This is a genomic window from Smaragdicoccus niigatensis DSM 44881 = NBRC 103563, assembly GCF_000380645.1.
Classification (GTDB): Bacteria; Actinomycetota; Actinomycetes; order Mycobacteriales; family Mycobacteriaceae; genus Smaragdicoccus; species Smaragdicoccus niigatensis.
Map to the genome: position 1 here is coordinate 343,624 of NZ_AQXZ01000018.1, position 24,349 is coordinate 367,972.

Sequence of the window (24,349 nt, forward strand, 5' to 3'; positions counted from 1 at the left end):
CTTGCTGTTCCCTCTACGAAAAGCCTTGTTCGCGCGCGCACTCCACCCATCGTGGCGTTCACTGAATCTCCATCCGTGATAGCTCGGAGCAGTTCGCTCGATACTGTTCGTTGTGTGATCGTGCGAATTCCGCGCTGGAGCATCGCCGGAGACGGAAAGTCGATTCCAACGGGTTCATTCGTGGCGCCGGACCAGCGGCTGAGTTGGCCGCGGACCGTGGGAATCGGCATGCAGCATGTGATCGCGATGTTCGGCGCGACCTTGCTTGTCCCGACCATCACGCACTTTCCGGTGACCACGACCCTGTTCTTCTCGGGTATCGGCACCGCACTGTTCCTGCTCATCACCCACGGCCGGGTGCCCAGTTACCTCGGATCGTCGTTCGCCTTCATCGCCCCGCTCACCGCGTCGTCTGCCGCCGGACCCGCGGCCCAACTCGGAGCTGTCGCCGCAGTCGGGATTGTGCTGGTCGCGATCGGGTTCGCGGTTCGGGCGGCAGGTCCGCGCGTTCTCGACGCGACGATGCCGCCGATTGTCACCGGCGCGATCGTGGCGCTGATCGGCCTCAACCTCGCGCCCGCGGCAACTGGCTCATTCGAGAAGCAGCCGCTTATCGCAGCGATCACCCTCGGGGCAATTCTGCTGGTGACGGTGCTTTCCCGCGGATTGCTCGGTCGTCTCAGCATCCTGGTCGGGTCTGTGGTGGGGTGGGTCTTCGCCGCCGTCACCGGCGGACTGTCGCACGAACGTCTTGCCGCGATGCACAGCGCAGATTGGATCGGACTACCGGAATTCCGCGCGCCGGCATTCCATCTGCCGACGATCTTGCTCGCGCTTCCGGTGGTCGTCGTGCTGGTGGCGGAGAACGTGGGGCATGTGAAGGCCGTGGCAACGATCACCGGAAAGTCGCTCGACAGCCTCGCCGGTACCGCGCTCGTCGCAGACGGAATCGCCACCACTCTCGCGGGGTTCGGAGGCGGCTCCGGAACCACGACATACGCCGAGAACATCGGGGTCATGGCGGCGACGAAGGTCTACTCAACCGCCGCCTACTGGGTCGCGGCGGCAACTGCGATTGCGTTGTCGTTCTCGCCGAAGTTCGGCGCCTTGGTGTTCACCATCCCCGACGGCGTGATCGGGGGAGCGACGCTCCTGTTGTACGGGCTCATCGGACTTCTCGGCGTGCGGATCTGGATGGATGCCCGCGTCGACCTCGGGGATCCCGTGAACCTGACAGTGGCTGCCGCAGCCGTCGTGGCCGGAATCGGCAACCTGACTCTGACCGTCGGGAATGTGGAACTAGGTGGCATCGTCTGGGGTTCGGTCGGCATCCTCATCGGGTATCCGATCGCACGCCTGGCGCGACGTGAACATTCGTCAGAGGTCGGGGCGAACGGTCCGGATCGCCGCGGCCACCAAACGAACGATCTCGTCGAGTAGCTCGTCTCGCGACAATGCGACTCGTCCGTCCAGCCAATCGCTCACGGCCTGCGCGCCCCCAACGATGACGATCAGGGCGGCCATGTCGAGGCGAGTGCGCTCTTTTTCCGAGACCTCCATGGTCGGAACGATGGCGTCGATGAGCATCGTGGCAATCGAGTGCTCTGCCCGGCCGACCGTGAGCTGGTCGCCGCCCATCATGTCCAGGAAGAGTCGCGCATTGCGTGGATCTGAGATCAGAACGGACACAACGCTTCCAACCGCTTCTTGTACCCGGCTGAGCAAGTCGGGGGTCGAGGACGCCAAGGTCGTCGCGGCAGCTGCAGTGACCTGCTCGACAAGCCGTTCGCCAAGGGCGACGAATAGGTCGTTCCGCGTGCGGAAGTGCTCGTAGAAATAGCGTTTTGATACGCCCGCGCGGGCAATGACGTCGTCGATCGTGACCGAACTTCGAGTTCCCTCCGCGAGCGCGCTGAGGCCTGCGTCCAGCAGGGCATCCCGACGCTGGCGCACCCGGTCCGCCGCGCTCACGCCCTTGAACGGGCGGACAACAGCGACAGGATCGTTCACTCGACAATCTTGACACATCTTGTGACCTCGCTTACTGTTCTAGGAACTACTCAGTTCCTAGTTTGAACCAGGAACTCAGATCACCACAAGGCAGGCGAAACCCATGAACGTCCTCGATCAAGTCCTCAACAAGGCTCAGGCGAAGGCGCAGGCAACCATCCCGATCGAGCGCCAGATTCAGGGCGTCCACCTGTTCCAGAAGGTGAAGAAGATGGTGTTCGGCGACCCGACCCCAGTCTTCGTCGAACGGCCGATTCCGGATGCCGCCGACGTGCCGCTGGACAAGATCGACGTCAGCAACCCGTTCATGTTCCGGCAGGGACGTTGGCAGTCGTACTTCAAGCGCCTGCGTGACGAGGCCCCGGTGCACTACCAGGCGAACAGCCCGTTCGGCCCGTTCTGGTCGATCACTCGCTACGCGGACATCGTCGAGGTCGACCGCGGCCACGACGTGTTCTCCGCCGAGCCGCAGATCGTGATCGGTGAACCGCCCGAGGGCCTGAGCGTCGAAATGTTCATCGCCATGGACCCGCCGCGGCATGAGGAGCAGCGCGGAGCCGTGCAGGGCGTGGTCGCCCCGCAGAACCTCCAGGAGATGGAGTCCCTCATCCGCTCACGCGTGGCAGAGGTGCTCGACAATCTTCCCGTCGACGAGCCGTTCGACTGGGTGGACAACGTCTCCGTCGAGCTGACCTCACGCATGCTCGCAACCCTGCTCGACTTCCCTTACGAGCAGCGCCGCAAGTTGGTGTACTGGTCCGACCTGGCCGGCGGTAGCGCCTCGGCGGCGGGCGGCACGAACGACGCCGACGAGATGTTCACGGGCATCGCAGACATGGCAAAGAGCTTCAGCGCCCTCTGGCACGACAAGGCCGCGCGTTTGGCGGCGGGCGAGGCGCCTGGGTTCGACCTGATCACCCTTATGCAGAAATCTGAGGACACGAAGGACCTGATCCATCGCCCGATGGAGTTCCTCGGCAACCTCATCCTGCTCATCGTGGGCGGCAACGACACCACGCGTAATTCGATGAGTGGCGGTGTGCTGGCCCTGAACCAGTTCCCGGAGGAGTTCGCCAAGCTCAAGGCAGACCACTCACTCATTCCCAAGATGGTCAACGAGATCATCCGCTGGCAGACGCCGCTGGCGTACATGCGCCGCGTCGCCAAGGAAGACACCGTGATCAACGGGCAGAAGATCAAGAAGGGCGACAAGGTCGTCATGTGGTACGTGTCGGGCAACCGGGACGAGCGCAAGTTCCAGAATCCAGACGACTTCATCATCGGCCGCCCCAATGCCCGCCACCACATCTCGTTCGGCATCGGCATCCACCGCTGCATGGGTAGCCGCCTCGCGGAGTTGCAGCTGAAGATCCTGTGGGAGGAGCTGCTCGCGCGCTTCGAGGACATCGAGGTCGTGGGGAAGCCGGAATACGCGCAGTCCAACTTCGTGAAGGGATACACGAAGATGATGGTCAAGCTCACCCGGAAGGAGCCGGCGACCGAGGCGACGGCCTAAGGTCGCGCCATTCGGCCTCCGAATTCGACGAAGATCGAGGTAATGCCCGCCACACACCACGGCGGACCGTGAACACCCGGAACGACCTCCCGCGCATCTCGCGCGGGAGGTCGTTTGTCGTTGGCACAAACATCTTTTGGATATTCGACTGGGTTGAGTGCGATCAATTGCCCATGGTCTCGAAGGTCCCGAGAGCACGCTGTACTCGCGGCCGAACCCGCCCAACTCGGCCCGTTGGACACGTGGGCCATAGTTGTCAAACCATTCGACATATGTCAGGCTTTGTAAAGCTCTAGTACAACGCAGAGCGTCCGGCCATGTTCAACGAGGCAATATGGCTGACAGGGACCCCCCTTTGCCTCGGCTACCGAAGGCAGGGAAATGGGAACCGTCACCTTCATCTCGTACGACGGCGAAAAGCACGAAGCCGACATCGTCGAGGGTCAGTCGCTCATGCAGATCGCAACCAACAACGGAATTGCGGGCATCGACGGCGACTGCGGCGGCGAGGCCGCGTGCGGGACGTGCCACGTCATTCTCGAGGACCAGTGGTTCGACAAGACCGGTGAGCAGAGCGACGAAGAAGTCCAGATGCTGGACATGACCCCCGAGCGCGAAACGACCTCGCGGCTCTCCTGCCAGATCAAGGTCTGCGCAGCGTTGGACGGCATGGCCGTCAAGCTTCCCGAATTCCAGATGTAGTCCCGGACACTCACGAGCTACGACGAGGTAGGCGAAATGAACGTAATCGGTGCAGTTCAGAAGAATCTCCAGAAGAGCGTCGTCGGTCCGGTCCGGTCGAAGGTCGAGCAGATCGTCCCGATCGACATGCTGATCCGTGGAGCGCACGTGTACAACCGTGCGCGCCGGGTCGTAGACAAGCGGGAGCGGTCGCCGAAATTCGTCGAATCAGCAATTCCTGACGGCGCGACCATCCCGCTCGACGAGATCGACATGGGAAACCCGTTCCTGTATCGCCAGGGGCAGTGGGAGTCGCACTTCAAGCGTCTGCGGGACGAGTCGCCGGTGCACTTCCAGAACAAGGCGCCGTTCGGCCCGTTCTGGTCGGTCACTCGCTACGAGGACATCCTCGCGATGGACAAGAACCACCACGTGTTCTCCGCGGAGCCGTACATCATCATGGGCAAGATGCCGGCCGGCTTCGACATCCGGATGTTCATCGCGATGGACCCGCCGCAGCATGATGAGCAGCGAAACGCCGTACAGGGAGTCGTGGCGCCGAAGAACCTCAAGGAGATGGAGAGCCTGATCCGCTCTCGCGTCCGCGAGGTGCTCGACGGACTTCCGGTTGGCGAGCCGTTCAACTGGGTTGACAAGGTCTCGATTGAACTGACCGGTCGCATGCTGGCGACCCTGCTGGACTACCCGTACGAGGATCGTCGAGAGCTCACGGAGATTTCGGACCTGGCATCGGGTGTGCCGGGTGCGACCGGTGGCGAGTCCGACCTCGATGAGACGTTCTCCCTGGCGGTTCCGCTACTGACGAAGTTCCTGCGCCTGTGGAACGAGAAGAAGGCGCGTTTCGAAGCCGGCCAGCCGCTGGGCTTCGATCTGATCAGCCTCATGCTGGCCGACCCGGCGACGCGGAACCTCATCGATGAACGCCCGATGGAGTTCCTCGGAAACGCGGTGCTGCTGATCGTCGGTGGCAACGACACGACCCGTAACTCGATGTCGGGTGGCGTGTACGCGCTGAACAAGTGGCCGGATCAGTTCGCCAAGCTCAAGGACAACCCGAAGCTGATCCCGAACATGGTTTCGGAGATCATCCGCTGGCAGACGCCGCTCGCCTACATGGCGCGTCGGGCCAAGGAAGACACCGTTGTCGGTGGTCAGGAGATCAAGAAGGGCGAGAAGCTCATCATGTGGTACTCCTCGGCCAACCGGGACGAGCGCCACTTCGAGAACCCGGAACAGCTGATCATCGACCGCAAGAATGCGCGTAACCACATTGCGTTCGGCTTCGGCATTCACCGTTGCATGGGCAATCGCCTGGCCGAGATGCAGCTGCGCATCCTGTGGGAAGAGCTGCTCGAGCGTTTCGACGACATCAAGGTCCTCGAAGAGCCGGAGATCGTGCAGTCGACCTTCGTGCGTGGCTACTCGACGTTGATGGTCGAGCTCACCAAGAAGCAGGCACCCGTTGAGAGCCCGGCGGTCGAGACCGAGATGGAACAGGTCTAGCCCATGCGCGTGCTCATCATCGGTGCCAGCCATGCTGGCGCACAGCTCAGTGCCAACCTGCGTCAGGACGGCTGGACAGGCGAAATCCTGGTCATCGGTGATGAGCCGGCCCTGCCGTACCATCGGCCGCCCTTGTCCAAGACCTACCTCGCGGGCAAGACGACTATCGATGACCTGCTGATCCGCCCGGCGGAGTTCTACGCCAAGAACGACATCAGTTTCCGGGTGGGGCGCGTCGCGAGCATCAACCGGCAAGCACATTCGGTGACGTTGAGCGACGGCGAGGAAGTCAGTTACGACAAACTCGCTCTCTGTCTGGGCGCTCGGCCACGTCGTCTACCCATCGCGGGTGCCGAGTTGGCCGGCGTGCACTATCTGCGCGATGCGGCCGATATCGAAGCCATCCGGGAGGGACTCGCCGGCGCTCGCCGCGTCGTCATCATCGGCGCGGGCTACATCGGCCTCGAGACAGCCGCCTCCCTGCGGAAGCTCGGTGTCCAGGTCACCGTTCTGGAAAGCGCGGAGCGGGTGTTGCAGCGCGTCACGGCGCCGGAGGTGTCCACGTTCTACAGTCGCGTTCATCGCGAGGAGGGCGTCGACCTGCGTACCGGCGTTTCGATCTCGGCGATCGAGGGCGACGAGCGGGTGCGCGGCGTACGTCTCGCGGACGGCGAGGTCATCGACGCCGACCTGGTGATCATCGGAATCGGGGTCGTACCCAACACTGAACTCGCGGAGGCCGCCGGCCTTGCGGTTGACAACGGCATCATCATCGATGCCCACGGGCAGACCAGTGACCCGGACATCGTGGCCGCGGGAGACTGCGCGAACCACGTCGTTCCTCGATACGACCGCCAACTTCGACTCGAGTCGGTGCCCAGCGCCGGCGAACAGGCAAAGGCCGCCGCTGCAACGATCTGCAACAAGGCGAAGGCGATCACCGCCCTGCCCTGGTTCTGGTCGGACCAATACGAACTGAAACTGCAGATCGCAGGCCTCAACGAGGGCTACGACGAAGTAGTGCTCCGCGGAGATCCCGACTCTGGTCGCAGCTTCGCCTGCTTCTACTTCAAGCAGGGCGAGATGATTGCGGCAGACTGCGTCAATCACCCGAAGGAGTTCATGTTCGCGCGCCGCGTCATTGGCGAGCGGATGCCGGTCGATCAGAGCCAACTGGCCGATCCGGAGAGCTCGCTCAGCGATCTGCTGAAGGCGGCGCTGTCTAGCAAGGTGTGACGGACGGTCCGCTGCACTCGCAATATCGTGCTGCTCGTGGGTCTGACCAGCCCATAATCAGGCATGCAGCCGATCAGCCGTAGAGCCGCCATTCGCTACGGATTCGGCGCCGCTGCGGGACTTTTCGCTGCGGAATCCGTCGCCGCGTGCGCTGGTGGCGGCCCGCCGGCGGATCGCGGCGACGAGATGCGGTTGCCGGAAGTCATGCGCAGCACCAGCGGAACTCTCGCGCTGACCTTGACGGCGAAAGCAGCCACAGTTGATGTGGGCGCTGCGAAGCCGGTCAAGACCTACACGTACGACGGCGTCCTGCCAGGTCGAACGTGGGAGGTGAGCGCGGGAGACACGCTGAAGATCGAACTGGTCAACAATTTGCCCGAGCTCGACAGCACCCATGCCAGTGAACCCCTCGACATGTCCCGCCCGCACGCGTGGACGACAACCAACCTCCACACCCATGGCATGCATGTGTCGCCACTGGGCAATGGCGACAACGCCTTTCTTGCCGTGTCACCCGGCGGAACTCAGCGCTACGACATAGCAATTCCGCAGGATCACACCGGAGGACTGTTCTGGTACCACCCGCATAAGCACGGGGGAGTGGCGCAGCAGATCCGGGGTGGAATGGCTGGCGCCATCATTGTCCGTGGCGCGGTCGACAAAGTGCCCGAGATTGCGGCCGCGAAAGAGCAGGTGATGGTCCTTCAAGCACTTGAGCTCAGCAAGGATTTCGAACTGCTCGACCCGAATCCGTATCCATCCGGAACGAACCTTTTCTTTCCCCAGGACCAGGTCCTCTACACCGTCAACGGCCAAACGGCGCCGACCGTGACCATGTACCCGGGTGAAGTACAGCGCTGGCGCTTCGTCAATGCCGCGCAGGCGGAGTTCATGGCTCTCGAACTCGAAGGCCACTCCCTGAATGTCGTGGCGTTGGACGGCCTCACACTCGAAGCGCCGGAGCCGACGAGCAGCATCATGCTGTCGGCGGCAAATCGCTGCGATGTGCTCGTGAAAGCGGGCACACCCGGGACGTACGCCCTCTTGGTCACTCCCGGCTTGCCGAATCCGCACATGCATCACACGACGGAAAGCCCAGCGCCGACCACGGCCGAAACCATGCCGCACATGGGCGACCACAAGGTCCGGACCATGGTCACGCTGAAGATCGTCGGCGAGGGACCGTCGCTGAATCTGCCGACGACACTGCCCGCCTACAACCCGCCGATCTGGCCCATCGCCCGGAGCCGCACCGTCGCGTACACCGTGGAGTTGCGGTCGCCGAATCCGGCGTTCTTGACGTTCGGAATCAACGGCATTCCGTACGACCCGGCGAACGAGCCCTACCAGCCGAAACTGGGCACCGCCGAGGAGTGGACCGTCGTCAACACGCTCTATCCGGGGGCGCCGTGGAGTCCGCACGTCGCGCATATCCATGTCAATCCCTTCAAGGTCACGAAGATCAACGGAAAGACTCTCGACAAACCGCTGTGGCGCGACACCTTCGTGCTGACCGGCGATATCGGCGACTCATTCACCTTCGAGACGAATTTCGCGGACTTCATCGGCAAGTTCCCGCAGCACTGCCATGTCGTGGCGCATGAGGATCTTGGAATGATGGAAGCCATCGAGGTCAACCGCTAAATGCAGCAGATAGCCCTGATCCTGCTGAGCCTGGCGATCGGCGTGATTCTGCGACTGAGCGGACGGCTCCCGGAATCGGCGACCAAGGTCTTCGGCGGCTGGGTTATCAACGTCGCGCTCCCGGCGACCGCGCTCAGTAGCGTGCACGGTCTGTCGATTGACCGCGACTGGTGGCTCGCCGCAGCCGTCCCGTGGATCTGCGTCGCGGTGGCGTGCGCCCTGATCATTCCGCTGTCCCGCGCACTGCATTGGTCACGACAGCGCGCCGGCGCACTGATTCTCGTCGCGGGTTGGGGCAACACCGCGTTCGTCGGTCTGCCGATGATTGCGGCCTTAGCCGGCCAACAGTGGCTCGGTCTCGGCGTAGTAATCGATCTCTTCGGGTCTTATCTCGCGCTGTCCGTGGTGGGCATCGCCATCGCAACCGTCGCGAGCGCAGGTCATTTCGACTGGCGTGCCGTCGTGCGCCGGATCGTGACGTTCCCTCCGTTCATCGCAATCCTGGTCGCGCTCGCCACCAATCACCTCGCGCGGCCCGAATGGGTCACTGAAGTCTTCGACACCCTGGCGCAGACCCTCACACCAATCGCATTGGCGGCGGTCGGTTATGCCTTGCGGGTGAATCGGATATCCGGTCGGCTCGGAGCGCTCAGCACGGGCCTGACGTTTCGGCTGTTGGTAGCCCCGGCGGTGATCGTCCTCGTTTACGCGATGTTCGACAGCGTTCATGACCCGGTGGCCAAGGTGGCGATTCTCGAGGCTGCGATGCCACCGTCCCTGGGCGCCAGCATCGTTGCCATCGACCATGATCTCGAACCCGACCTGGTTGCCCTCCTCATCGGAATCGGTGTCCCCCTGGCATTGCTGACCGCGTGGGCGTGGTGGTCGTTGCTGGCCTATTGACCGTGCGAAGCATCCGCAGTAGGCAGAAGAAAGCATCAACGCCAACAGCAGGGAGGCCGCGATGAGTCCGGTCGACATGAAGTTCGAAATCGTCATCGTCCCCGTGTCCGACGTCGACCGCGCGAAGGAGTTCTACGCGCGCCTCGGATGGCGACTCGACGCAGACTTCAACGACGGCAAGGCTTTCCGCGTCGTCCAGTGCACACCGCCGGGTTCGGCGTGCTCAGTCATCTTCGGCAACGACGTCACTCCCGCTGCTCCCGGCTCGGCCCAGGGTCTCTACCTCGTCGTCTCCGACATCGAAGCCGCGCGGAATGAGTTGATCGATCGCGGAGTCGCGGTCAGCGAGGTGTTCCACAGCGAGGGTGTGTACGCCGGTACGGATGAGCCCTACCTATTCGGTCGCGTACGCGTCAGCGGTCCGGATCCCGAGCGCGGCAGCTATCGCTCGTTCGCTTCGTTCCATGATCCCGACGGAAACGGCTGGCTGTTGCAAGAGATCACCGCGCGCATCGAGGGTCGGATCGACTCCGCGGCGACGACCTTCGCGTCGGCGAGCGATCTTGCGGCCGCGTTCCGGCGGGCGGAGCAAGCGCACGGTGAATACGAGAAGACCCTCGGTCACCGCGACGACGACTGGCCCGAGTGGTACGCCGCGTACATGGTTTCGGAGCAGTCGGGTAAGCGCTGAGCGCGTCCGCCGGCGCGGGGTAGTCGACGGACGTACCGGGGCCGCAACGGAACGATGCTCCCACGGCGTCGCCATCGATATATCTCGCTGGCGACGTTGTCAGGCCACTGAATCGTTCGGCTTAGCCCGCCCGTTCCCGGACATTCCGTCCAGTTCGGCGCGCTTGAGCGCCCACCAGATCTCGAGCGCGCCGGCGACATCTCGCAGGTTCGCTCCGGTGAGTGTTTCGAATCGGGTAAGTCGGTAGCGCACGGAGTTCGGGTGCATGACCAGTACTTCTGCCGTCCGGTCGATGCGCATGTCGTTCGCGAAGTACGCGCGGACGGTATCCAACAGGGCGTCGGCTGCATCGCCGCCGCCGAGGGGAGATAGGTACCGAGCGACCAACTCGGCACCGACTTCGGTGTCTGCAACCACGGCCGGCCCGAGCCCAACGGCCACGCCGATCTCCGCGGGCGGGGCGTGATCGACGAACCCGACGAGATCCCCATCGACGAGTGCCGCGAGCCCACGCGGCCGACCGCTCCCGGGTAGCAGGTCCAGTACGCGTTCGAGATCGCGCACGGGCATCGCAGTCGTCGGCCGTGCGCGGACCGCGAAGTACTCGCGGTCGTAGGCGAGTCCGTAGCTTTCGATCTGCATGCGGATCGCGGCCGGGCCGAGGGTCCCGAAGAGAATTCCGCGGTTTCAGCACTGGGCCGACAAATCGGGTTCTTCCTTCCCGACCAGGAAGAGTCCTTGACGACAGCGTTTCATCATGCCTTTGACCTGGATTGATAGGCCGGTGCGCACCGTGAAGTCAGACGTCAGCCGTTCTTGAACGGGTTGAGCGTGCGGCCGAGGACGTACTGCAAACGGACCGGCAGCGGTCGTACGCCAGACGCGACGATCTTGTTCACGGTCCCTGGTATGCATACTGGCTTGCCGGCCATCACCGCGTTCCAGCCCTCGCGTACAACCTCGTCCGGCTCCTGCCACAGGATGCCGGGAAGCTTCGACGCGGTGTCTCGTGTTCCCATCACGTCGTGGAATTCGCTGTGGGTGAAGCCCGGGCACAGTGCAGTGACATGTACGCCGTGCGGTTTGAGCTCCATGTCCAGCGACTGGGAGACGAGGGCTACGTAGCTCTTGATGCCGGTGTACAGGAGGCTGGCCCCCGGGGGCGAGAACGCCGCCAGAGACGACAGGTTCACGATTCGACCCCAGCCTCGCTCGCGCATTCCACCCGCTGTGCGATGCATCAGTTCGGTCGGCGCGGTGACCATCAGCTGGATCTCGCCAGCCAGTGTCGGCCAGGGGGTCTCGGTGAATGCGGTATTCCCCGACAGTCCAGCGTTATTGATCAGCACATCGATCTGAATGCCTTGCAGGGTTGCGTGATCCACGATTGCGGCCGGAGCGGCTGGATCAGTGAGGTCCGCGGCGAAGACGTCACAGCGGACCGCGTGTGTGTCCCTTAGTTCTGCAGCGAGGTCGTTTAGACGATCCGCGCGGCGCGCTACCAGCAACAGCGAGTATCCCTGAGCCGCAAGGTGCCGGGCGAAGGCGGTCCCGATTCCGGCCGAGGCACCGGTTACCAGCGCGGTACGGGAATTGGCGGTCATATGCGCTCCATACCGTCGAAGCTACTGGGGGTCCCACCCCTTGCGTCCCACGAACAGTTCAAACCCGTGTTGTTAAGCTCCTGCTACCTCTAGCGAACATCGCAGCATAAGTGAATTGAGACTCGTAAAGTTTCTACTCACAAATGCTCGCCGCTGAGAGGCACCGCCATGTCGACGACCGACTCTTTTACATCGTGGCGGTCGCTCAGCCGGGCATCAGTGTTGAAGCTGAAGGACGACCCGAACTTCGCGCTGTATTCCTCTCCACCGCGGGGTCGTGTGGTCGATGTTCGATCGGCGGACGGCACGCGACTCCACACCGAGGTGTTCGGCCCCGAAGACGGATATCCGATCGTGCTGTCGCACGGAATCTGTTGCAGCACGCTCTTCTGGGCCCACCAGATCACGGCGCTGTCCACACAGTTCCGCGTGATTGCGTTCGACCACCGGGGGCACGGACGAAGCGAGATTCCCCGAACGTCGCGGATGATCACGAGCGCACTCGGCGATGACATCGAGGCCGTCCTCCGCGCCACCCTGCGACACGGCGAGAAGGCCGTCATCGCCGGTCATTCCATGGGCGGAATCGCCTTGTACACCTGGGCGAATCGATACCCGCGCAGCGTCGCTCGCTCGGCGGACGCGCTGGCGCTCATCAACACCACACCCGGTGACATCATTCGTGAAGTCGACGTCATCCAGCTACCTGAGGTACTCGCATCCCCACGGGCGACGCTCGCCCGCGGTGCCACGTGGCTGCTCGGTGGCGTGCCGGTCCCGGCGAGATTTCCGCTGAGCATGCAAGCCGTCGGGTATCTCGCGCTCGATCAACATGCCGGCCGCGCGGAACGGGCACTGCTGCAGGAGTTGGTGTTGTCGACTTCGCCGCGTACCCGTGGCGCGTTCGTGCGCGTACTTCCCGCCATCCGTTACGACCGGTTCTACGCGGGCAACCTCACGGCACCGACGCTCGTCATCGGCTCGACAAACGACCGCTTGATCCCGATCGTCAACTCGCGCCGAATCGAAGCGCTGCTTCCGAATTCGCTTGGACTGGTCGAGCTGCCGGGCGGCCATTGCGCGCCGATCGAATGTCCCGAAGCGGTGACTGCGCAACTCCGCGACCTCACCGAGGCCGGCGCGCGTCAAAGCACCGCGTGACCGTGCGTTCCGCGGAACGCACGGATCGGCGTGATTCTGCGACTCGTCTCCACTGACGGCCCACTCGCGACACGACTGCGATGGACCTTCCGAAGCTCCAACGGAGCAGTGCTCTCACGGCGCTGTCATCGATATATGTCGGCGACGACTCTGTCAGGCCACTGAATCGTTGGGCCTAGCCCGTCCGGGCCCGAACAACGGCGAGGATGCGCCAGCCTGCGCACCGGTGAAGGTTTCGAATCTGCTGAGGCGGTAACCCTGGCAACACCGCCGCAAACATGTCGCGTATCGGTCATGATGGGCACGGCTCCGTATTCGGCAATCTTAAAATGGGGGAAAGATGTGGGACGAGTACGCCTTCCAGTGGCTCACGGGCGGTACGGGCCGAGAGCTCGACGCACCTCAGTCCGCCGCCGATGCGGCGCACTGGGCCAGAGACGTTGCCGCCCGAGCCATTGACGGTCAGCGATGGTTGGCCGATTCCAAGGTCGCCGTTATCGACTATTCAGTTCATTTCCGGGACGAAAACTGCATTGAGCACTTCCCCGATGACTGCACATGCAACGGTCCCGGAGCAGAACGGCTCGAACTTCGCCTCCGCAAAGGAAAGTTGTCGGCCGTCTCGTACGTGCTGTGGCCTGAACTGCGCGAACTCCCAGAGTCATCGTGGCCTTGGCGGATGCTGGAGGTCGTCTTCGACAGCTTCAAGCAGATCGGCGAGAAGTACAACCTCGGCCAACCGCCCCTACGGGACCCTGCGACTCTCGCTGGAGGTCAGTCGGCAAACGCCGCGGTGCTGCCGAAACACACTTCCACTGCCAACGTCAGCGGGGAGTTCGACGGGCTCGAGGACGACGAAATACTTGTCGTGGCGCCCTACATGCTCGACGGAGAGGACATGGACTCGGGCCGGATTCGGCGGGATCGCGTCGAGGCGCACCTCGTCGAGAACATCGGCCCGATCAGCGCCAGCAGCGCCGCGGACGCGACGTACACATGGTCCGTTCAACTTCCGGAATCCGTCGCCCAGCCCGGGAAATGAGGTCCGCTAGACCTAGCCGACTTCGAACGTGACGGCGGTTGAACGTCAGTGGTCGTGTCCGTGCGGACGCGCCAAGAACGCGCGATGGCGCTCGTCGAGGGTGCCGCGATCGAGCGCACAAGCGCCGGCAAGCGCGTCCTCAACGGCCAACGCCCAGCTCTCCCAGTAGTCGCGCTCGGGGTTCTCGCGGACGCGCTCGATGAGGTGCTGCCGGAAGTCCTCGTACCCGAATATGCGCTGCGTCAGCACCATCGTGACGCCGAACAGGCGACGCTGCCACGGCGCGGCGAACACCAATTCGCCGTTCGACCGCGGGGGAGCTGCCGGGCCGTCGACGTCGAGCATGGCCTCAGCGCTCATGGGGCGAAAGTGCTTGAGCGACACCGATCATCGAGTCGCGGGTGACGAGCGGGGCCAGCTGGTCGGCCGACAAGTCATCGGTGCCGGTCGGTCGCTGTGGCAGGACCATGTACCGAGCCTCGGCCGAGCTGTCCCACACGCGAATGTGGACTGACTCGTCAAGTGCGAGCCCCAATTCGGCGAGAACAGTCCGCGGCTCGGCCACCATCCGCGAGCGATAGGCCTCCGATTTGTACCAGTTCGGCGGCAGGCCGAGCACCGGCCACGGGTAGCACGAGCAGAGCGTGCACACCACGACGTTGTGGACGTCGTCGGTGTTCGCCAGCACGCGGATGTCTGCGCCCTCGCCGCCGCCGAAGCCGAACTCAGCGACCGCTTTCGTGCCGTTGGCCAGGAGGCGTTCGCGGAACGCGTCGTCGGTCCAGGCGCGAGCCACGACCTTCGCTCCATTGAGCGGGCCGACGTCTTTCTCGTAGTGGGCGATGACCGTGTCGACCGCCTTCGGGTCGATGAGTCCGCGCTCGGTGAGGATTGACTCGAGGGCCTCAACCCGGACGGCGATGGGATCGGGCTCGCTCATGCTCGCTCCAAATAGGGCTCGAACAGCTCGATACGAACCTCGGTGTTGGGCTCGGCCTTCTCGCCCCACAACTCCGCGCCGTCAAAGGCAACCGTGTACAGGTGCTCGGCGGCCGTGGAACCGGTCCGGACGTGCTCGTCAGCGAAAATGGCGGCGCCCCGGTGCTCACTGATTCGGCCGAGTCGACCCGTCACGTATCCCGGCTGCCGGGTATGTCCCTCAGTCCGTCTGGCTCTCACCCGCACAGCGTCACCAACCGCGAATCGCGGTGGATGCTTGGCCGGCTTCGCGCTGCCGAACATGCGAGGCATCACCTGCGTGTTGACCCATCCCGGCAGTGTCGGCCGGCTCATAAGGACTCGCACGACTCGGGCCGTTACCGCAGCCTTCACGGCTGGCACCCGTCGCTCGCCCGAGATGTATTTGGCGAGCATCCGCTCAGTGGAATACAGCCAGTGTGTGTAGTACGGCCCGGCGTACTCCTGGGGCGACATCTGCTCCACGGTGGCGCGCCCGTTGTCGAAATTCCGCCCGAAGAGACCCAGCGTCTGGATCACCGCGCTCATCCCGAACACGCGGCGCTCCCATTCCGCACGGAATGGCGGCTCGCTGGTCGTGTGCCCGATCGGACCGAAGTGTTCGCGCTTGCCGCCGAGGTCATGCACGTCTGGCATATCCGGAGAATATCGCCGGGCAGAGGTTCAGTACACCGTTCCGCTGCTGCTCCTTCCTGGTAGAGCCCACCACCAACGGGTATCGCTACTGCAATCGACTCACCAGGAGAATGCAGTGAAGGAATACGAGTTTTCACCGGACGCGGTTCAGAACTTGGATGAGCAGGCCCAACGGGCTGGCGCTGACCAAGACGACGACCAGCACGACGACGACCCCATTGAGCAGAACCTTCAAGTGCCGCTAGAACGGCCGGCGGACGACGCCGCCAGATTCGTCCAGAAGGAGTACAAGGAGAAGTCCGGACTCGATCTCGACGATGAGTCGGCGCGCGAGATCGTCGAGACTGCGCGAGCAGGCCGCGAGTCTGCGGCCTCCGAGCCAGCCGCGGAGCCGGAGCCAGAGTCAGAATTGGACTCCGAGCCAGCCGAGGAAAAGGCCTGATCCGACATCGGAGCCGGTATCAGGGACTGGTTGCGTAGCCTTTCCGTATGTCTGCGTGGACCGTCCGTCGCCTCACGGCCGGCGACGGCGATCTTGCCCTGATCGCCGAGCAGGTCAACGGCGCCGCGATGGAAATCGGCGACCCCTTCACCGAAGCATCTCTGCAGCAATTCCTGACAAACGACGACGCGATCTATCTGACGATTCACCATGACGACCGTCTCGTCGGCGCGCTGCACGGCTTCGCGTACCTGCACCCGAGCGGCAAGCGATATGTCTACGTCGACGAGGTGGATACCGCCGAGGACTTTCGTCGCCGCGGGGTTGCGAAAAAGCTGATGGAAGCAGCGCTCGATATTGCGCGCGATCTGGATGCCGAAAGCTTGTGGCTCGGCACCGACGACTTCCGCGATCCGGCGAAGAAGTTGTACCAGTCTCTCAACCCGTCGGCGATCGAGCCAGGTTCGATCTATTCCTGGGATTTCGACTAGCGAGCGCGCGTGATCACCTCGAGATCAGATGCCTGACTCACCGAAACTCGCTGTGCCCCAGGCCTATCGTTGACGCCATGGGACGAGTGATCTTCGCCATGAACACGTCGGTCGACGGATATGTCTCGGGCGCGTCCGGAGGGCCTTTCGAGGCCCCGCCGCCCAGCGATGAGCTGATGCAGTACTTCAATGAGCTCCAGCGTTCCGCCGCGCTCAGTTTGTACGGTCGGCTCGTGTACTCAGACATGCGGTACTGGGACACTGAAGATTCGAACCGCAGCGCCGTCGAAGAGGAATTCGCGGCCGTCTGGCGCGCGACGCCCAAAGTCGTAGTGTCGACGACACTCACCGAGGTCGGCCCGAACGCCACCCTGGTCTCAGCGGACGTGGATGCGGAGTTGCGCCGGATCGTCGCGTCCACCGAAGGTGTGATCAGCGTCGAAGGTCCCACACTCGTCGAGACGATGTCTCGCTTGGGCCTAGTCGACGAGTACCACATCTACCAGCGGCCGGTCGTGATCGGCGGGGGCAAGCCGTATTTCGCCCTGGGCACGACGATGAATCTGACGCTGCTCGGAGTCGGGAAGCTGCCCGACGACACCGTGCTGGTCCGGTACCGGCCCGCTACCTAGACGGTCGGTCACTCCATTCGGAATCCGATCTTCAGCGTCACCTGGGTGTGGACCACCGCACCGTTCTCGATGTGCCCGCGGATTTCGGCGACTTCGAACCATTCGAGGTTGCGGATGGTCTCGCTCGCCTTGGTGACAGCGTTGGTGATCGCTGCATCGATTCCGGATGTCGATGACCCGACGACCTCGGTCTTGCGGTAAACATGCTCGCTCATAGCTCCAGGTTTCCACTTCGAGCCAGGCCACCGAGCCGAATGAATCGGGAGGGGATTCACGAGGACGGCAATATGCTCAAACCAGGCATATGAACCGTGCGACCGGGATCGGTGAACTGGATTCAGCGTATGCAGAACGAACTCGACCAAGGCCAGACCACGCCCACCATGAGCGACAAGGTCTTCCGCTCACTTCCGCACGTGCGGGCACTCATCACCGCCGAATTGTGTTCGGCAATCGGGTCGACAATGGCCGTGCTCGCCGTCGCGTTTCTGTCCTACAACGACTCGAAATCAGTCATCCATACCGTGCTGGTATCCGCCGCGTTCAGCCTGCCCACCGCGCTGCTCGGCACCTTCGCCGGCCGGGTCGCCGCTCGATCGAGCCACCGACGATTGCTCCTGTTGTGCAATGTCGTCAAGCTCGTCCTGTATCTGGCGATGGCTGCGTTGGCGTTCGCGGGCGATCTGACGATTCCGCTGCTATTGGCCTCGAGCGTGGTCCTTGGTGCCGTCGCCGCATTCGACTATCCCGCGTGGATGCAGTTCGAGCGGGACATCGTGCCAAGCGAGGCGCTCGACCAGGCGAACGCTTCGCTGAGTGCATATGCCAGCGGCGCGACATTCGTCGGTGGGGTGGTCGGAGGCATCATTCTCAGCGTCTCCGGTCCGTGGGTGCTCCTGCTGCTCAACGCCGTCAGCTACGTGGCGTTCATCCTGTTCATCGTCAGCGCACGAGTGTCGGAGCGCGACACGACCCCGACGGAGCGCGTCGGACTGCGCGCGATTGTGCGATATGTGCGTAGCAAGCCCGCAATCGCCGTGGTCTTCGTCCAGACGGCAATTCTCGGGCTGTTTGTCGCACCGATTGCCCAACTACTGCCGGCCGTCGCGGATGCTCTGTCCGGCGAAGCAACCCTCGGGATCGTCACCGGCGCAGTGGCGGTGGGTGCCGTTGGGCTCGCGGCGATTGTCGGCCGCCTCCGTCAACGCCTCAGCCGGATGACGATCCTGTTCGGAACCTTCCTGATCGCCGGCCTCACCCTCATCGTGCTCGGCGTCTTCGGAGACCATCTCCTCGGTGTCCCACTGTGGTTCGTTGTGCTTCTTGCACTGGTGCCTTTCGGACTGCTGTTCTCACTCGCGCAGGCAGTGCTCACGGCGATTGTTCAAACGCAGGTGGACCCCGGAATGGAAGGTCCGGTGTTCTCCAATTACGCGATCATCTACACGCTTGCCATGCCGATCGGAGGCGTCTTTCTCGGCCGATTTGCCGACGTGCGAGACGTGTGGGGAGCGCTCGGCGTGGCGGGGGCAATGGCCCTGATCGCCAGCATGACGGCTCTCGTCGTACGTCAACGTGGCGTCAACGCGATTGACCTATCGCCGACAACCTCTCGATTGGGCCTGTTCGACGGGCTGTTTCGCGGCAACCTTCTGCACCTGCAGCACGACCTCAACTGCAACGAACATCGACGCACCGCATGAATCGATCGGGCGCGGTCAGCTCCGCTTCAACTCCTCCGCGAGCATCACGATGATCCCGCTGGGACCGCGGACGTAGGTCAGCTTGTACACGTCTTCGTACGTCGCCACCCCGCGCAGCGGGTGACAACCATGCTTCGCGGCGATTGCGAGCGTCGCGTCCAGGTCGTCGACGGAAAACGCCACGCGATGCATGCCGATTTCATTCGGTCGCGTGGGCTCGGTCTCGATCGCGTCCGGGTGGATGTACTCGAAGAGCTCGAGGCGGCCTTTGCCGTCCGGGGTCTGGAGCATCGCGATCTTGGCGTGATTGCCGTCCAAGCCAACTGCCGTCTCGGTCCATTCGCCACTCACCGTCGCACGGCCGAGAACGGACAATCCAAGGTCAGTGAAGAACGCGATCGCCTCTTCGAGGTCACGGACTGCGATGCCGACATTCTCGAGTTTGATGGCCACAGTTGGACATTAGCCGGAGTCACGAAGGGGGAGTACCTCACGCGATCCCCAGCCTCGTTGCGACCTCGGGTCCACCGGTCGCGCGGATTACTTCGGGGGCACCGACGACCACCAACAGGTCCGTCGCCCGCGACATGCCGACGTAGAGTCGTTCGCGCCCGCGGTCTCGCACGGTGTCCTCGTTGACGCACAGCACGACGACTTTGCGTTCGAGTCCTTTGCACCCGAGGACGTGACCGTAGAAGACTTGTTCCGGATCCCAGTACGTTTCCCAGTAGCCCTGCTGGCCGGAGTGATCGGTCCTGCTGACCTGTTCGGGATGGCGCGCACCTGTGGTCAACAGGCACAGGTGTTCTTCCTTCCAGCCTTCATCGAGTAGTCGGTCGATCTCCTCGTCCGCCCGGTCGATGGCGCCCTCTGGCGTCGTCGCGACGAATTGGACAGCTGGGCCGTGTCCGCCACGGGCGTACATGCGGCTGGGCGCCATCGGACTGAAGACTTCGCAGATCTGCTTTGTATTTCGCAGATTGTGGTCCAGGACGAGGGGGATGAGGTCGACAGGCGGGCGCCCGTAGCGGGCAAAGATTCGCTGGTTCTCATCGGAGTACACGTAGACGCCGCTGCGTTCTTCGTCGCGCAATGCGGCCAGGACCGGATTCCACCACAGGTCGGCGAAATCTTGGGCTTCGTCGACGATCACGGCGTCGTACCGGTGGCCGTCCGGCAGGGCGTGGGCCAGGTCGGCCATGGTCTCGGGAAGTTCAATGTCCCAGAATCGACTGTTCGTTCGATCTGCGTAATCCGGCGCGCCCCATTGCATCCCGAACTCATGGAAGTTTCCGACGAAGGCAGGGCGCTGGCGCCGCGGCCAGGTCGCGACAACGCGCTTGAGGTGAGCGGCGAGTCCGAGCGAATAGCACAGCAACGCGACGCGTTGGGCGGGCCGGTCGTTGCGGCCCGAGGTGAGTTGCCGAGCCTGCTCGAGGGCCAGGACGGTCTTGCCACTGCCCGCGCCGCCGCGCACTTCGATCCGGTTCAACAGCCTCGTGACCTGCAGGATCGACGCCTGTTCCTGGGTCAGACGGTTTGCCGTCGCGGCGCGTTCCTCAGCTTCGGCCGACTGGTCGTACCCGCTCCAATTTCCGGTGAGAATGTCGACGATCGCGTCGACGTCGTCGCTACTTGGCGGCCGCGCGTCCTGCCGGTATCGGAAGGTGTGCTGTCGTATCCGGCCCACGAGATCCGGTTGGTCGCCGCGATCATGCAGTGCCGAACGCGGCAGGTCCGGGAGAGTGAAGTTCGTGCCGAACTCGGTGAACGGGGTCACTACAGAATGGGTCCAGTTGACTCGGCCGCGGCTACCCCAGCGTCGGTCATTCTCGGTGAACGTGCGAACCGCGTACTTCCCGTCTGCAGCCTGATCGACGGGGTAGACGGGACGCGATTGCCCCGGTGTCCGCATCCACCAACCGTTGTCGTAGGTGATACCGCTGCCCTTGACTTCAAGCACGCAGATCCCGACTTCAGGCATCAAGACGATCAGGTCGATCTCGTGATCCTTGGTTTCGTCCGTCAACCGCAAATTCGCGATCACGACGTCGTCGTCTCTGAGGTCTTTCCGGAGTTGTTCCCACACAACGCGTTCGGATTCGGTGACGAATGTCGGCTGCTCGGGGATCAGGCGCGGCATGACACTCAGCATGACCTTGCACTCGTCAGAGAATGATCAGTTTCCGATTCGCGGGTACTCGGGTAGTTCAATCCCGTTGAGCGCGCGATCGATGAGGCTCATGTCCCATTCCTCCGGTGAGGTCCCTGGCTCAGCGTTGCGGCTGCGTACGTTGAGGCGGCCGATTTCCTGGTTGGCCTCGACGAACGGCCGCATCCGCGTCTCGTACCTCGCAAAGCCGACCGTCGGATCCCAGTCAGCTGCAGCAAGTTCTCCGGCGAGCACATAGGCACCAACCAACGCGAGCCCCGTTCCTTGTCCGGAGAATGGCGACGAACAGAACGCTGCGTCGCCGAGCAGGCCCACACGACCTGACGACCACCGCTGCATCACGACTTGTGCCACCTGGTCGAGGTAGAAGTCCGGCGTGTGCTCCAAATGCCCTAGGATGCGCGGAGTCAACCACCCGAAGTCGTCCATACGCGCCCGCAGCAGACGCTTCAGCGCATCGACATCCCGGTAGTCGATGTCGAAGTCCGCAGCGGGAAAGGACAGCATGGCGATGGCCCGGGACGCGTCCGGAATCGGTCGTAACCCAGCGGTTCGGCCGGATTCGGAATACTCGATCGCCCAGCCGTCCAGTCCGAATTCATTCGGCACCGTAAAGAAAGAGAGCACATGGCCGAGGTGGCGGACGTACTGCTCACGCGGCCCGAACACCATCGTCCGCAGCGAGGAGTGCAAGCCGTCCGCGCCGATGACAAGGTCGAAACGGCGTGCGCGCCCGCTCTCGAAGGTGACGTCCACTCCGTCCGAGTCCTGCGTGAGCGAACGAATCCGATCGCCGAAGATGAACTCGACGTCATCCCGGGTCGCGTCGTAAAGGACCTGAGAGAGATCGCCCCGCAGGATCTCGATTTCAGCGATGTACCCGTCACCGTCGCCGTCGTCCGCGCGCACAGTTTCGAGGACGTTGCCATCCGCATCGACGGTGTGGGCACCGAGGGTGTGGGTGCATGCTGCGCGTATCGCCGCGTCGAGGCCCATCCGTCGGATGACGTCCTTGGCGATCCCTCGCGCATCAACCGCCTGGCCGCCAGGGCGAAGTGCGTCCGCACGTTCAACGACGGTGACGTCAGCGCCGAACTGGTGCAACTGATGTGCCAGGGCCGGACCAGCAACGCTTGCGCCCGCCACCAATACTCGTACGTCGTTCACTAGGCCCCCTTGGTTGTTCTTGTTCGTTCATCAGATCAACGAACGGGGGACCTCGCATGCGACACTCGACTCCAAAAAACGCTCACATCACACCTAGTCGACAACAGGAAACGCCGCGCTGATTGCCGATGTCACCGCAAACATCCCCATGAAAGACTCCGGCGATGCCGACTTTCCCGTGTTGATGAATGCCACCGACAGTTCGCGGGACGGATCTGCCCAGCACACGATGTTCATGAACCCGAGATGGCCGAAAGCACTGGGCGTGCCGAAACCGTACAAGCTCGCGATTCGTTCGCCGAGCATGAACCCGGGGGAGAAGCGGATCGGAGCGGGGAGCGTATCGTCGAACACGAGAGGACCGGCGGGGACAATCGCCTGCGCCACCGTCTCACTGGCCAACACCTGACGGCCGTTCCAAGTTCCGCCGCTGCGGAGCATCTCGAATATTCGATTGGCATCGTGCGCGCTCGCGAAGACATTCACGGCGGGGATGACAGTCGACATCCCCAAATCGGTATTCAACTCAGGCGCAATGATTTCCGGCGACACCCCAAGGAGTCGCTTCAGCAGTGAGGTAACCGGGGGAAGGCGTTTCGGCCCGGTGGAGTAGCTCAGCGCCACCTGGTCACGCCGCTCGTCCGGTACGCCGAAAGTCAAGTTAGGTATGTCGAGCGGGTCGGTGATGATCGTCCGGAGCAGATCAGGCAGGTCCCGACCGGACGCTCGCCGAGCAACCTCACCGAGGAGATAGCCTGCAGTCGCGGCGTGATACCCCTGCCGTCCGGCGTTGGACAGCGGAGCGGCATATAGCGTTTCCAGCACTGCTTCGGTGTCGAAGAGGAACGACGGGTCCGGGTTGTGGAACGGCAGCTTTGCCAGCCCGGCGCGATGGGTGAGCAGCGCCCGGATCGTGACATCCTGCTTGCCATTCTGCGCGAACTCGGGAATGTACTTCGCCACCCGATCGTCGAGGTCGAGGGTGCCTGATTCGGCGAGTCCGTGAATGATCAGCGCCGTAACAGATTTCGAGCACGAAAAGAGGCAGGCCGGGACATCGGTGGTCATCAACTCGTCGGAGTCCAGACGCTGGTGGCCGATCGCACGATCGATAACGACCTGGCCACGATGCCGAACGACAAGGCTCATGCCGGGGTGCAACCCGGTCCGATACAAGGCTTCAACCGCTGTCCAGGCCCGATTGACCGCACTCGCCGACAGGCCCAGCTCAGCGGGCGGCGTCTCGACACCACGCGTGGTCACGCTGCCCAAGCGGAGCGGAACCCGGACCCGAACACCGAGAGGGGAGGCCGCGACAACCTTGTCGAGGGTAGTCATCTTCAAGTCCAGACGTCGGGCGAAATCCACTTGCGGACCCGCTGCAGTAGCTAACCTACTGCAAGTAACTTACTGACGGTAGGTTACTTGCGGTAACCTTGGTCACGTGACCAAACGTCGAATGACCCGCGCCGATCGGGAAGCGCAGATCCTCGACGTCGCCGAGCAGTTGTTTGTCGAGACCGGATTCCGGCAAGCGACGATGGATGAACTCGCTGCGCGAGTAGGCGTGACAAAGCCCGTGATCTACGACTACTTCGGCTCGAAAGCAGGCGTTCTCTCGGCATTGCTCGGACGGGCTCGCGCCGGGCTGCTCGAAGCTACCCAAACTGCGATCGAAGGAGCGACTGGCCCGGAGGACGTGCTACGGCGGAGCCTCATCGTCTTCTTCGAATACGCCGACGAGAACGCGCAGGCCTGGAAGCTGGTGAATCAGGAGCGTGACCTCCAAGCCCTGCCCGAGGTAGAAGCGCTTCGTCAGCAGCAAGCAAACTTCACCGCGATGATGATGAGCGCTTACGGCGATGCGCGCGATGAACGCGAGCCGTACGCATATGCGCTCGTCGTCATCGGCGCATGCGAGCAAATCGGCCGCTGGCGACTCGACCGACCGGACGTGACGCCCGAGATCGCAGCGCAGTACGTGCTCGATGCCGTTTGGACCGGCTTACGTAGCCGCATCGAAAGGTAGCGGACGTAACCACGAAGTCCCCGAGTGGTAAGTGGCCTCGATCGCCGGCCAGTCCTTGCCTGCAAGACTTGGCCGGCGATAGGCGA

At 63.2% G+C, this 24,349-nt stretch carries 25 protein-coding genes and 1 pseudogene; 15 read left to right on the plus strand and 11 right to left on the minus strand.

From position 1 onward, the window contains the following. Positions 1 to 114 precede the first annotated feature (114 nt). Entirely contained in the window at positions 115 to 1,440 is a 1,326-nt protein-coding gene (locus F600_RS0117830) for a uracil-xanthine permease family protein (RefSeq protein WP_018162004.1), read from the plus strand. On the opposite strand, the gene F600_RS0117835 is transcribed toward F600_RS0117830, so the two are convergent. Then, positions 1,378 to 2,010 carry a TetR/AcrR family transcriptional regulator gene (locus F600_RS0117835; RefSeq protein ID WP_018162005.1) on the minus strand — a complete coding sequence of 211 codons (633 nt, stop codon included), beginning with the start codon at positions 2,008 to 2,010 and terminating at the stop codon, positions 1,378 to 1,380. The two genes, F600_RS0117830 and F600_RS0117835, sit on opposite strands and share 63 nt — an antisense overlap. Before the next feature lie 103 nt (positions 2,011 to 2,113). Here F600_RS0117835 and F600_RS0117840 point away from each other — a divergent pair. From F600_RS0117840 to F600_RS0117870, 7 genes and pseudogenes are all read left to right on the plus strand, one after another. Next, positions 2,114 to 3,493 (plus strand): annotated as a pseudogene (locus F600_RS0117840) (cytochrome P450); the annotation flags it as partial. A 414-nt stretch (positions 3,494 to 3,907) separates the two neighbouring features. Then, complete coding sequence (locus F600_RS0117845; protein ID WP_018162007.1) at positions 3,908 to 4,228, plus strand: 2Fe-2S iron-sulfur cluster-binding protein; 321 nt, start codon at positions 3,908 to 3,910, stop codon at positions 4,226 to 4,228. 36 nt (positions 4,229 to 4,264) lie between these two features. Next, positions 4,265 to 5,731, plus strand: a complete 1,467-nt coding sequence (locus tag F600_RS0117850) for a cytochrome P450 (RefSeq protein ID WP_018162008.1) — start codon at positions 4,265 to 4,267, stop codon at positions 5,729 to 5,731. Positions 5,732 to 5,734: 3 nt separating this feature from the next. Next, complete coding sequence (locus tag F600_RS0117855) at positions 5,735 to 6,967, plus strand: NAD(P)/FAD-dependent oxidoreductase (protein ID WP_018162009.1); 1,233 nt, start codon at positions 5,735 to 5,737, stop codon at positions 6,965 to 6,967. 63 nt (positions 6,968 to 7,030) lie between these two features. Next, entirely contained in the window at positions 7,031 to 8,611 is a 1,581-nt protein-coding gene (locus F600_RS0117860; protein WP_018162010.1) for a multicopper oxidase family protein, read from the plus strand. Next, on the plus strand, positions 8,612 to 9,514 hold the full coding sequence (locus tag F600_RS0117865) for an AEC family transporter (RefSeq protein ID WP_018162011.1): 903 nt from the start codon (positions 8,612 to 8,614) through the stop codon (positions 9,512 to 9,514). 61 nt (positions 9,515 to 9,575) lie between these two features. Further along, the gene (locus F600_RS0117870; protein WP_018162012.1) at positions 9,576 to 10,205 is read left to right on the plus strand and encodes a VOC family protein; all 630 of its coding nucleotides are present in this window, start codon (positions 9,576 to 9,578) and stop codon (positions 10,203 to 10,205) included. Between the two features lie 99 nt (positions 10,206 to 10,304). On the opposite strand, the gene F600_RS0117875 is transcribed toward F600_RS0117870, so the two are convergent. Together F600_RS0117875 and F600_RS0117880 are read right to left on the minus strand one after the other, a co-directional pair. Next, a complete protein-coding gene (locus F600_RS0117875) occupies positions 10,305 to 10,847 on the minus strand; it encodes a PucR family transcriptional regulator (RefSeq protein ID WP_018162013.1) in 543 nt (180 codons plus the stop codon). A gap of 164 nt (positions 10,848 to 11,011) precedes the next feature. Further along, positions 11,012 to 11,809, minus strand: a complete 798-nt coding sequence (locus F600_RS0117880; protein WP_018162014.1) for an SDR family NAD(P)-dependent oxidoreductase — start codon at positions 11,807 to 11,809, stop codon at positions 11,012 to 11,014. 219 nt (positions 11,810 to 12,028) lie between these two features. Between F600_RS0117880 and F600_RS0117885 the strand changes: the two genes are divergently transcribed. Both F600_RS0117885 and F600_RS0117890 read left to right on the plus strand, forming a co-directional pair. Further along, positions 12,029 to 12,970 carry an alpha/beta fold hydrolase gene (locus F600_RS0117885; protein ID WP_018162015.1) on the plus strand — a complete coding sequence of 314 codons (942 nt, stop codon included), beginning with the start codon at positions 12,029 to 12,031 and terminating at the stop codon, positions 12,968 to 12,970. 340 nt (positions 12,971 to 13,310) lie between these two features. After that, entirely contained in the window at positions 13,311 to 14,012 is a 702-nt protein-coding gene (locus F600_RS0117890) for a hypothetical protein (RefSeq protein WP_018162016.1), read from the plus strand. A gap of 45 nt (positions 14,013 to 14,057) precedes the next feature. Here F600_RS0117890 and F600_RS0117895 read toward each other — a convergent pair whose 3' ends face one another. From F600_RS0117895 to nthB, 3 genes are read right to left on the minus strand one after another with little or no spacing between them, the layout of a single operon-like run. Then, positions 14,058 to 14,372 (minus strand): SH3-like domain-containing protein, encoded by a 315-nt coding sequence (locus F600_RS0117895; protein WP_018162017.1) that lies wholly within the window; start codon positions 14,370 to 14,372, stop codon positions 14,058 to 14,060. After that, a complete protein-coding gene (gene nthA, locus F600_RS0117900; protein WP_018162018.1) occupies positions 14,362 to 14,952 on the minus strand; it encodes a nitrile hydratase subunit alpha in 591 nt (196 codons plus the stop codon). The genes F600_RS0117895 and nthA overlap by 11 nt, the downstream gene beginning before the upstream one ends. Then, entirely contained in the window at positions 14,949 to 15,626 is a 678-nt protein-coding gene (gene nthB / locus F600_RS30625; protein ID WP_018162019.1) for a nitrile hydratase subunit beta, read from the minus strand. The genes nthA and nthB overlap by 4 nt, the downstream gene beginning before the upstream one ends. 115 nt (positions 15,627 to 15,741) lie before the next feature. Between nthB and F600_RS0117910 the strand changes: the two genes are divergently transcribed. From F600_RS0117910 to F600_RS0117920, 3 genes are all read left to right on the plus strand, one after another. Further along, entirely contained in the window at positions 15,742 to 16,068 is a 327-nt protein-coding gene (locus tag F600_RS0117910) for a hypothetical protein (RefSeq protein ID WP_018162020.1), read from the plus strand. Positions 16,069 to 16,115: 47 nt separating this feature from the next. Then, on the plus strand, positions 16,116 to 16,559 hold the full coding sequence (locus F600_RS0117915; protein WP_018162021.1) for a GNAT family N-acetyltransferase: 444 nt from the start codon (positions 16,116 to 16,118) through the stop codon (positions 16,557 to 16,559). A 77-nt stretch (positions 16,560 to 16,636) separates the two neighbouring features. Continuing rightward, positions 16,637 to 17,191: a dihydrofolate reductase family protein gene (locus tag F600_RS0117920; protein WP_018162022.1), complete on the plus strand. Its 555-nt coding sequence runs from the start codon at positions 16,637 to 16,639 to the stop codon at positions 17,189 to 17,191. An 8-nt stretch (positions 17,192 to 17,199) separates the two neighbouring features. Here F600_RS0117920 and F600_RS0117925 read toward each other — a convergent pair whose 3' ends face one another. Next, complete coding sequence (locus F600_RS0117925) at positions 17,200 to 17,406, minus strand: dodecin (protein WP_018162023.1); 207 nt, start codon at positions 17,404 to 17,406, stop codon at positions 17,200 to 17,202. 129 nt (positions 17,407 to 17,535) lie between these two features. On the opposite strand from F600_RS0117925, the gene F600_RS0117930 reads away from it, so the two are divergent. Beyond that, the gene (locus tag F600_RS0117930) at positions 17,536 to 18,894 is read left to right on the plus strand and encodes an MFS transporter (protein WP_026306663.1); all 1,359 of its coding nucleotides are present in this window, start codon (positions 17,536 to 17,538) and stop codon (positions 18,892 to 18,894) included. A 15-nt stretch (positions 18,895 to 18,909) separates the two neighbouring features. Here the strand turns inward: F600_RS0117930 and F600_RS0117935 are convergent, their stop codons facing one another. The 4 genes from F600_RS0117935 to F600_RS28840 form a co-directional block, all read right to left on the minus strand. Beyond that, the gene (locus tag F600_RS0117935; RefSeq protein ID WP_018162024.1) at positions 18,910 to 19,347 is read right to left on the minus strand and encodes a VOC family protein; all 438 of its coding nucleotides are present in this window, start codon (positions 19,345 to 19,347) and stop codon (positions 18,910 to 18,912) included. Positions 19,348 to 19,384: 37 nt separating this feature from the next. Continuing rightward, on the minus strand, positions 19,385 to 21,037 hold the full coding sequence (locus F600_RS0117940; protein WP_040632002.1) for a nuclease-related domain-containing DEAD/DEAH box helicase: 1,653 nt from the start codon (positions 21,035 to 21,037) through the stop codon (positions 19,385 to 19,387). 36 nt (positions 21,038 to 21,073) lie between these two features. Next, the gene (locus F600_RS0117945; RefSeq protein WP_018162026.1) at positions 21,074 to 22,234 is read right to left on the minus strand and encodes an FAD-dependent monooxygenase; all 1,161 of its coding nucleotides are present in this window, start codon (positions 22,232 to 22,234) and stop codon (positions 21,074 to 21,076) included. A 93-nt stretch (positions 22,235 to 22,327) separates the two neighbouring features. Next, entirely contained in the window at positions 22,328 to 23,572 is a 1,245-nt protein-coding gene (locus tag F600_RS28840; protein ID WP_156024665.1) for a serine hydrolase domain-containing protein, read from the minus strand. A gap of 106 nt (positions 23,573 to 23,678) precedes the next feature. Between F600_RS28840 and F600_RS0117955 the strand changes: the two genes are divergently transcribed. After that, positions 23,679 to 24,263, plus strand: a complete 585-nt coding sequence (locus F600_RS0117955; RefSeq protein WP_026306664.1) for a TetR/AcrR family transcriptional regulator — start codon at positions 23,679 to 23,681, stop codon at positions 24,261 to 24,263. The last annotated feature ends 86 nt before the right edge of the window (positions 24,264 to 24,349 follow it).

Excerpts from the sequence above, each read along its gene's own strand:
- F600_RS0117860 (WP_018162010.1), top strand. The coding sequence starts at position 7,031 with ATGCAGCCGATCAGCCGTAGAGCCGCCATTCGCTACGGATTCGGCGCC.
- F600_RS0117915 (WP_018162021.1), top strand. The coding sequence starts at position 16,116 with ATGTCTGCGTGGACCGTCCGTCGCCTCACGGCCGGCGACGGCGATCTT.
- F600_RS0117880 (WP_018162014.1), bottom strand. The coding sequence starts at position 11,809 with ATGACCGCCAATTCCCGTACCGCGCTGGTAACCGGTGCCTCGGCCGGA.
- F600_RS0117855 (WP_018162009.1), top strand. The coding sequence starts at position 5,735 with ATGCGCGTGCTCATCATCGGTGCCAGCCATGCTGGCGCACAGCTCAGT.
- F600_RS0117925 (WP_018162023.1), bottom strand. The coding sequence starts at position 17,406 with ATGAGCGAGCATGTTTACCGCAAGACCGAGGTCGTCGGGTCATCGACA.
- F600_RS0117890 (WP_018162016.1), top strand. The coding sequence starts at position 13,311 with ATGTGGGACGAGTACGCCTTCCAGTGGCTCACGGGCGGTACGGGCCGA.
- F600_RS0117850 (WP_018162008.1), top strand. The coding sequence starts at position 4,265 with ATGAACGTAATCGGTGCAGTTCAGAAGAATCTCCAGAAGAGCGTCGTC.
- F600_RS0117865 (WP_018162011.1), top strand. The coding sequence starts at position 8,612 with ATGCAGCAGATAGCCCTGATCCTGCTGAGCCTGGCGATCGGCGTGATT.
- nthB (WP_018162019.1), bottom strand. The coding sequence starts at position 15,626 with ATGCCAGACGTGCATGACCTCGGCGGCAAGCGCGAACACTTCGGTCCG.
- F600_RS0117875 (WP_018162013.1), bottom strand. The coding sequence starts at position 10,847 with ATGCAGATCGAAAGCTACGGACTCGCCTACGACCGCGAGTACTTCGCG.
- F600_RS0117920 (WP_018162022.1), top strand. The coding sequence starts at position 16,637 with ATGGGACGAGTGATCTTCGCCATGAACACGTCGGTCGACGGATATGTC.
- F600_RS0117940 (WP_040632002.1), bottom strand. The coding sequence starts at position 21,037 with ATGCCGCGCCTGATCCCCGAGCAGCCGACATTCGTCACCGAATCCGAA.
- F600_RS28840 (WP_156024665.1), bottom strand. The coding sequence starts at position 23,572 with ATGACTACCCTCGACAAGGTTGTCGCGGCCTCCCCTCTCGGTGTTCGG.
- nthA (WP_018162018.1), bottom strand. The coding sequence starts at position 14,952 with ATGAGCGAGCCCGATCCCATCGCCGTCCGGGTTGAGGCCCTCGAGTCA.
- F600_RS0117930 (WP_026306663.1), top strand. The coding sequence starts at position 17,536 with ATGCAGAACGAACTCGACCAAGGCCAGACCACGCCCACCATGAGCGAC.
- F600_RS0117870 (WP_018162012.1), top strand. The coding sequence starts at position 9,576 with ATGAGTCCGGTCGACATGAAGTTCGAAATCGTCATCGTCCCCGTGTCC.
- F600_RS0117895 (WP_018162017.1), bottom strand. The coding sequence starts at position 14,372 with ATGAGCGCTGAGGCCATGCTCGACGTCGACGGCCCGGCAGCTCCCCCG.
- F600_RS0117845 (WP_018162007.1), top strand. The coding sequence starts at position 3,908 with ATGGGAACCGTCACCTTCATCTCGTACGACGGCGAAAAGCACGAAGCC.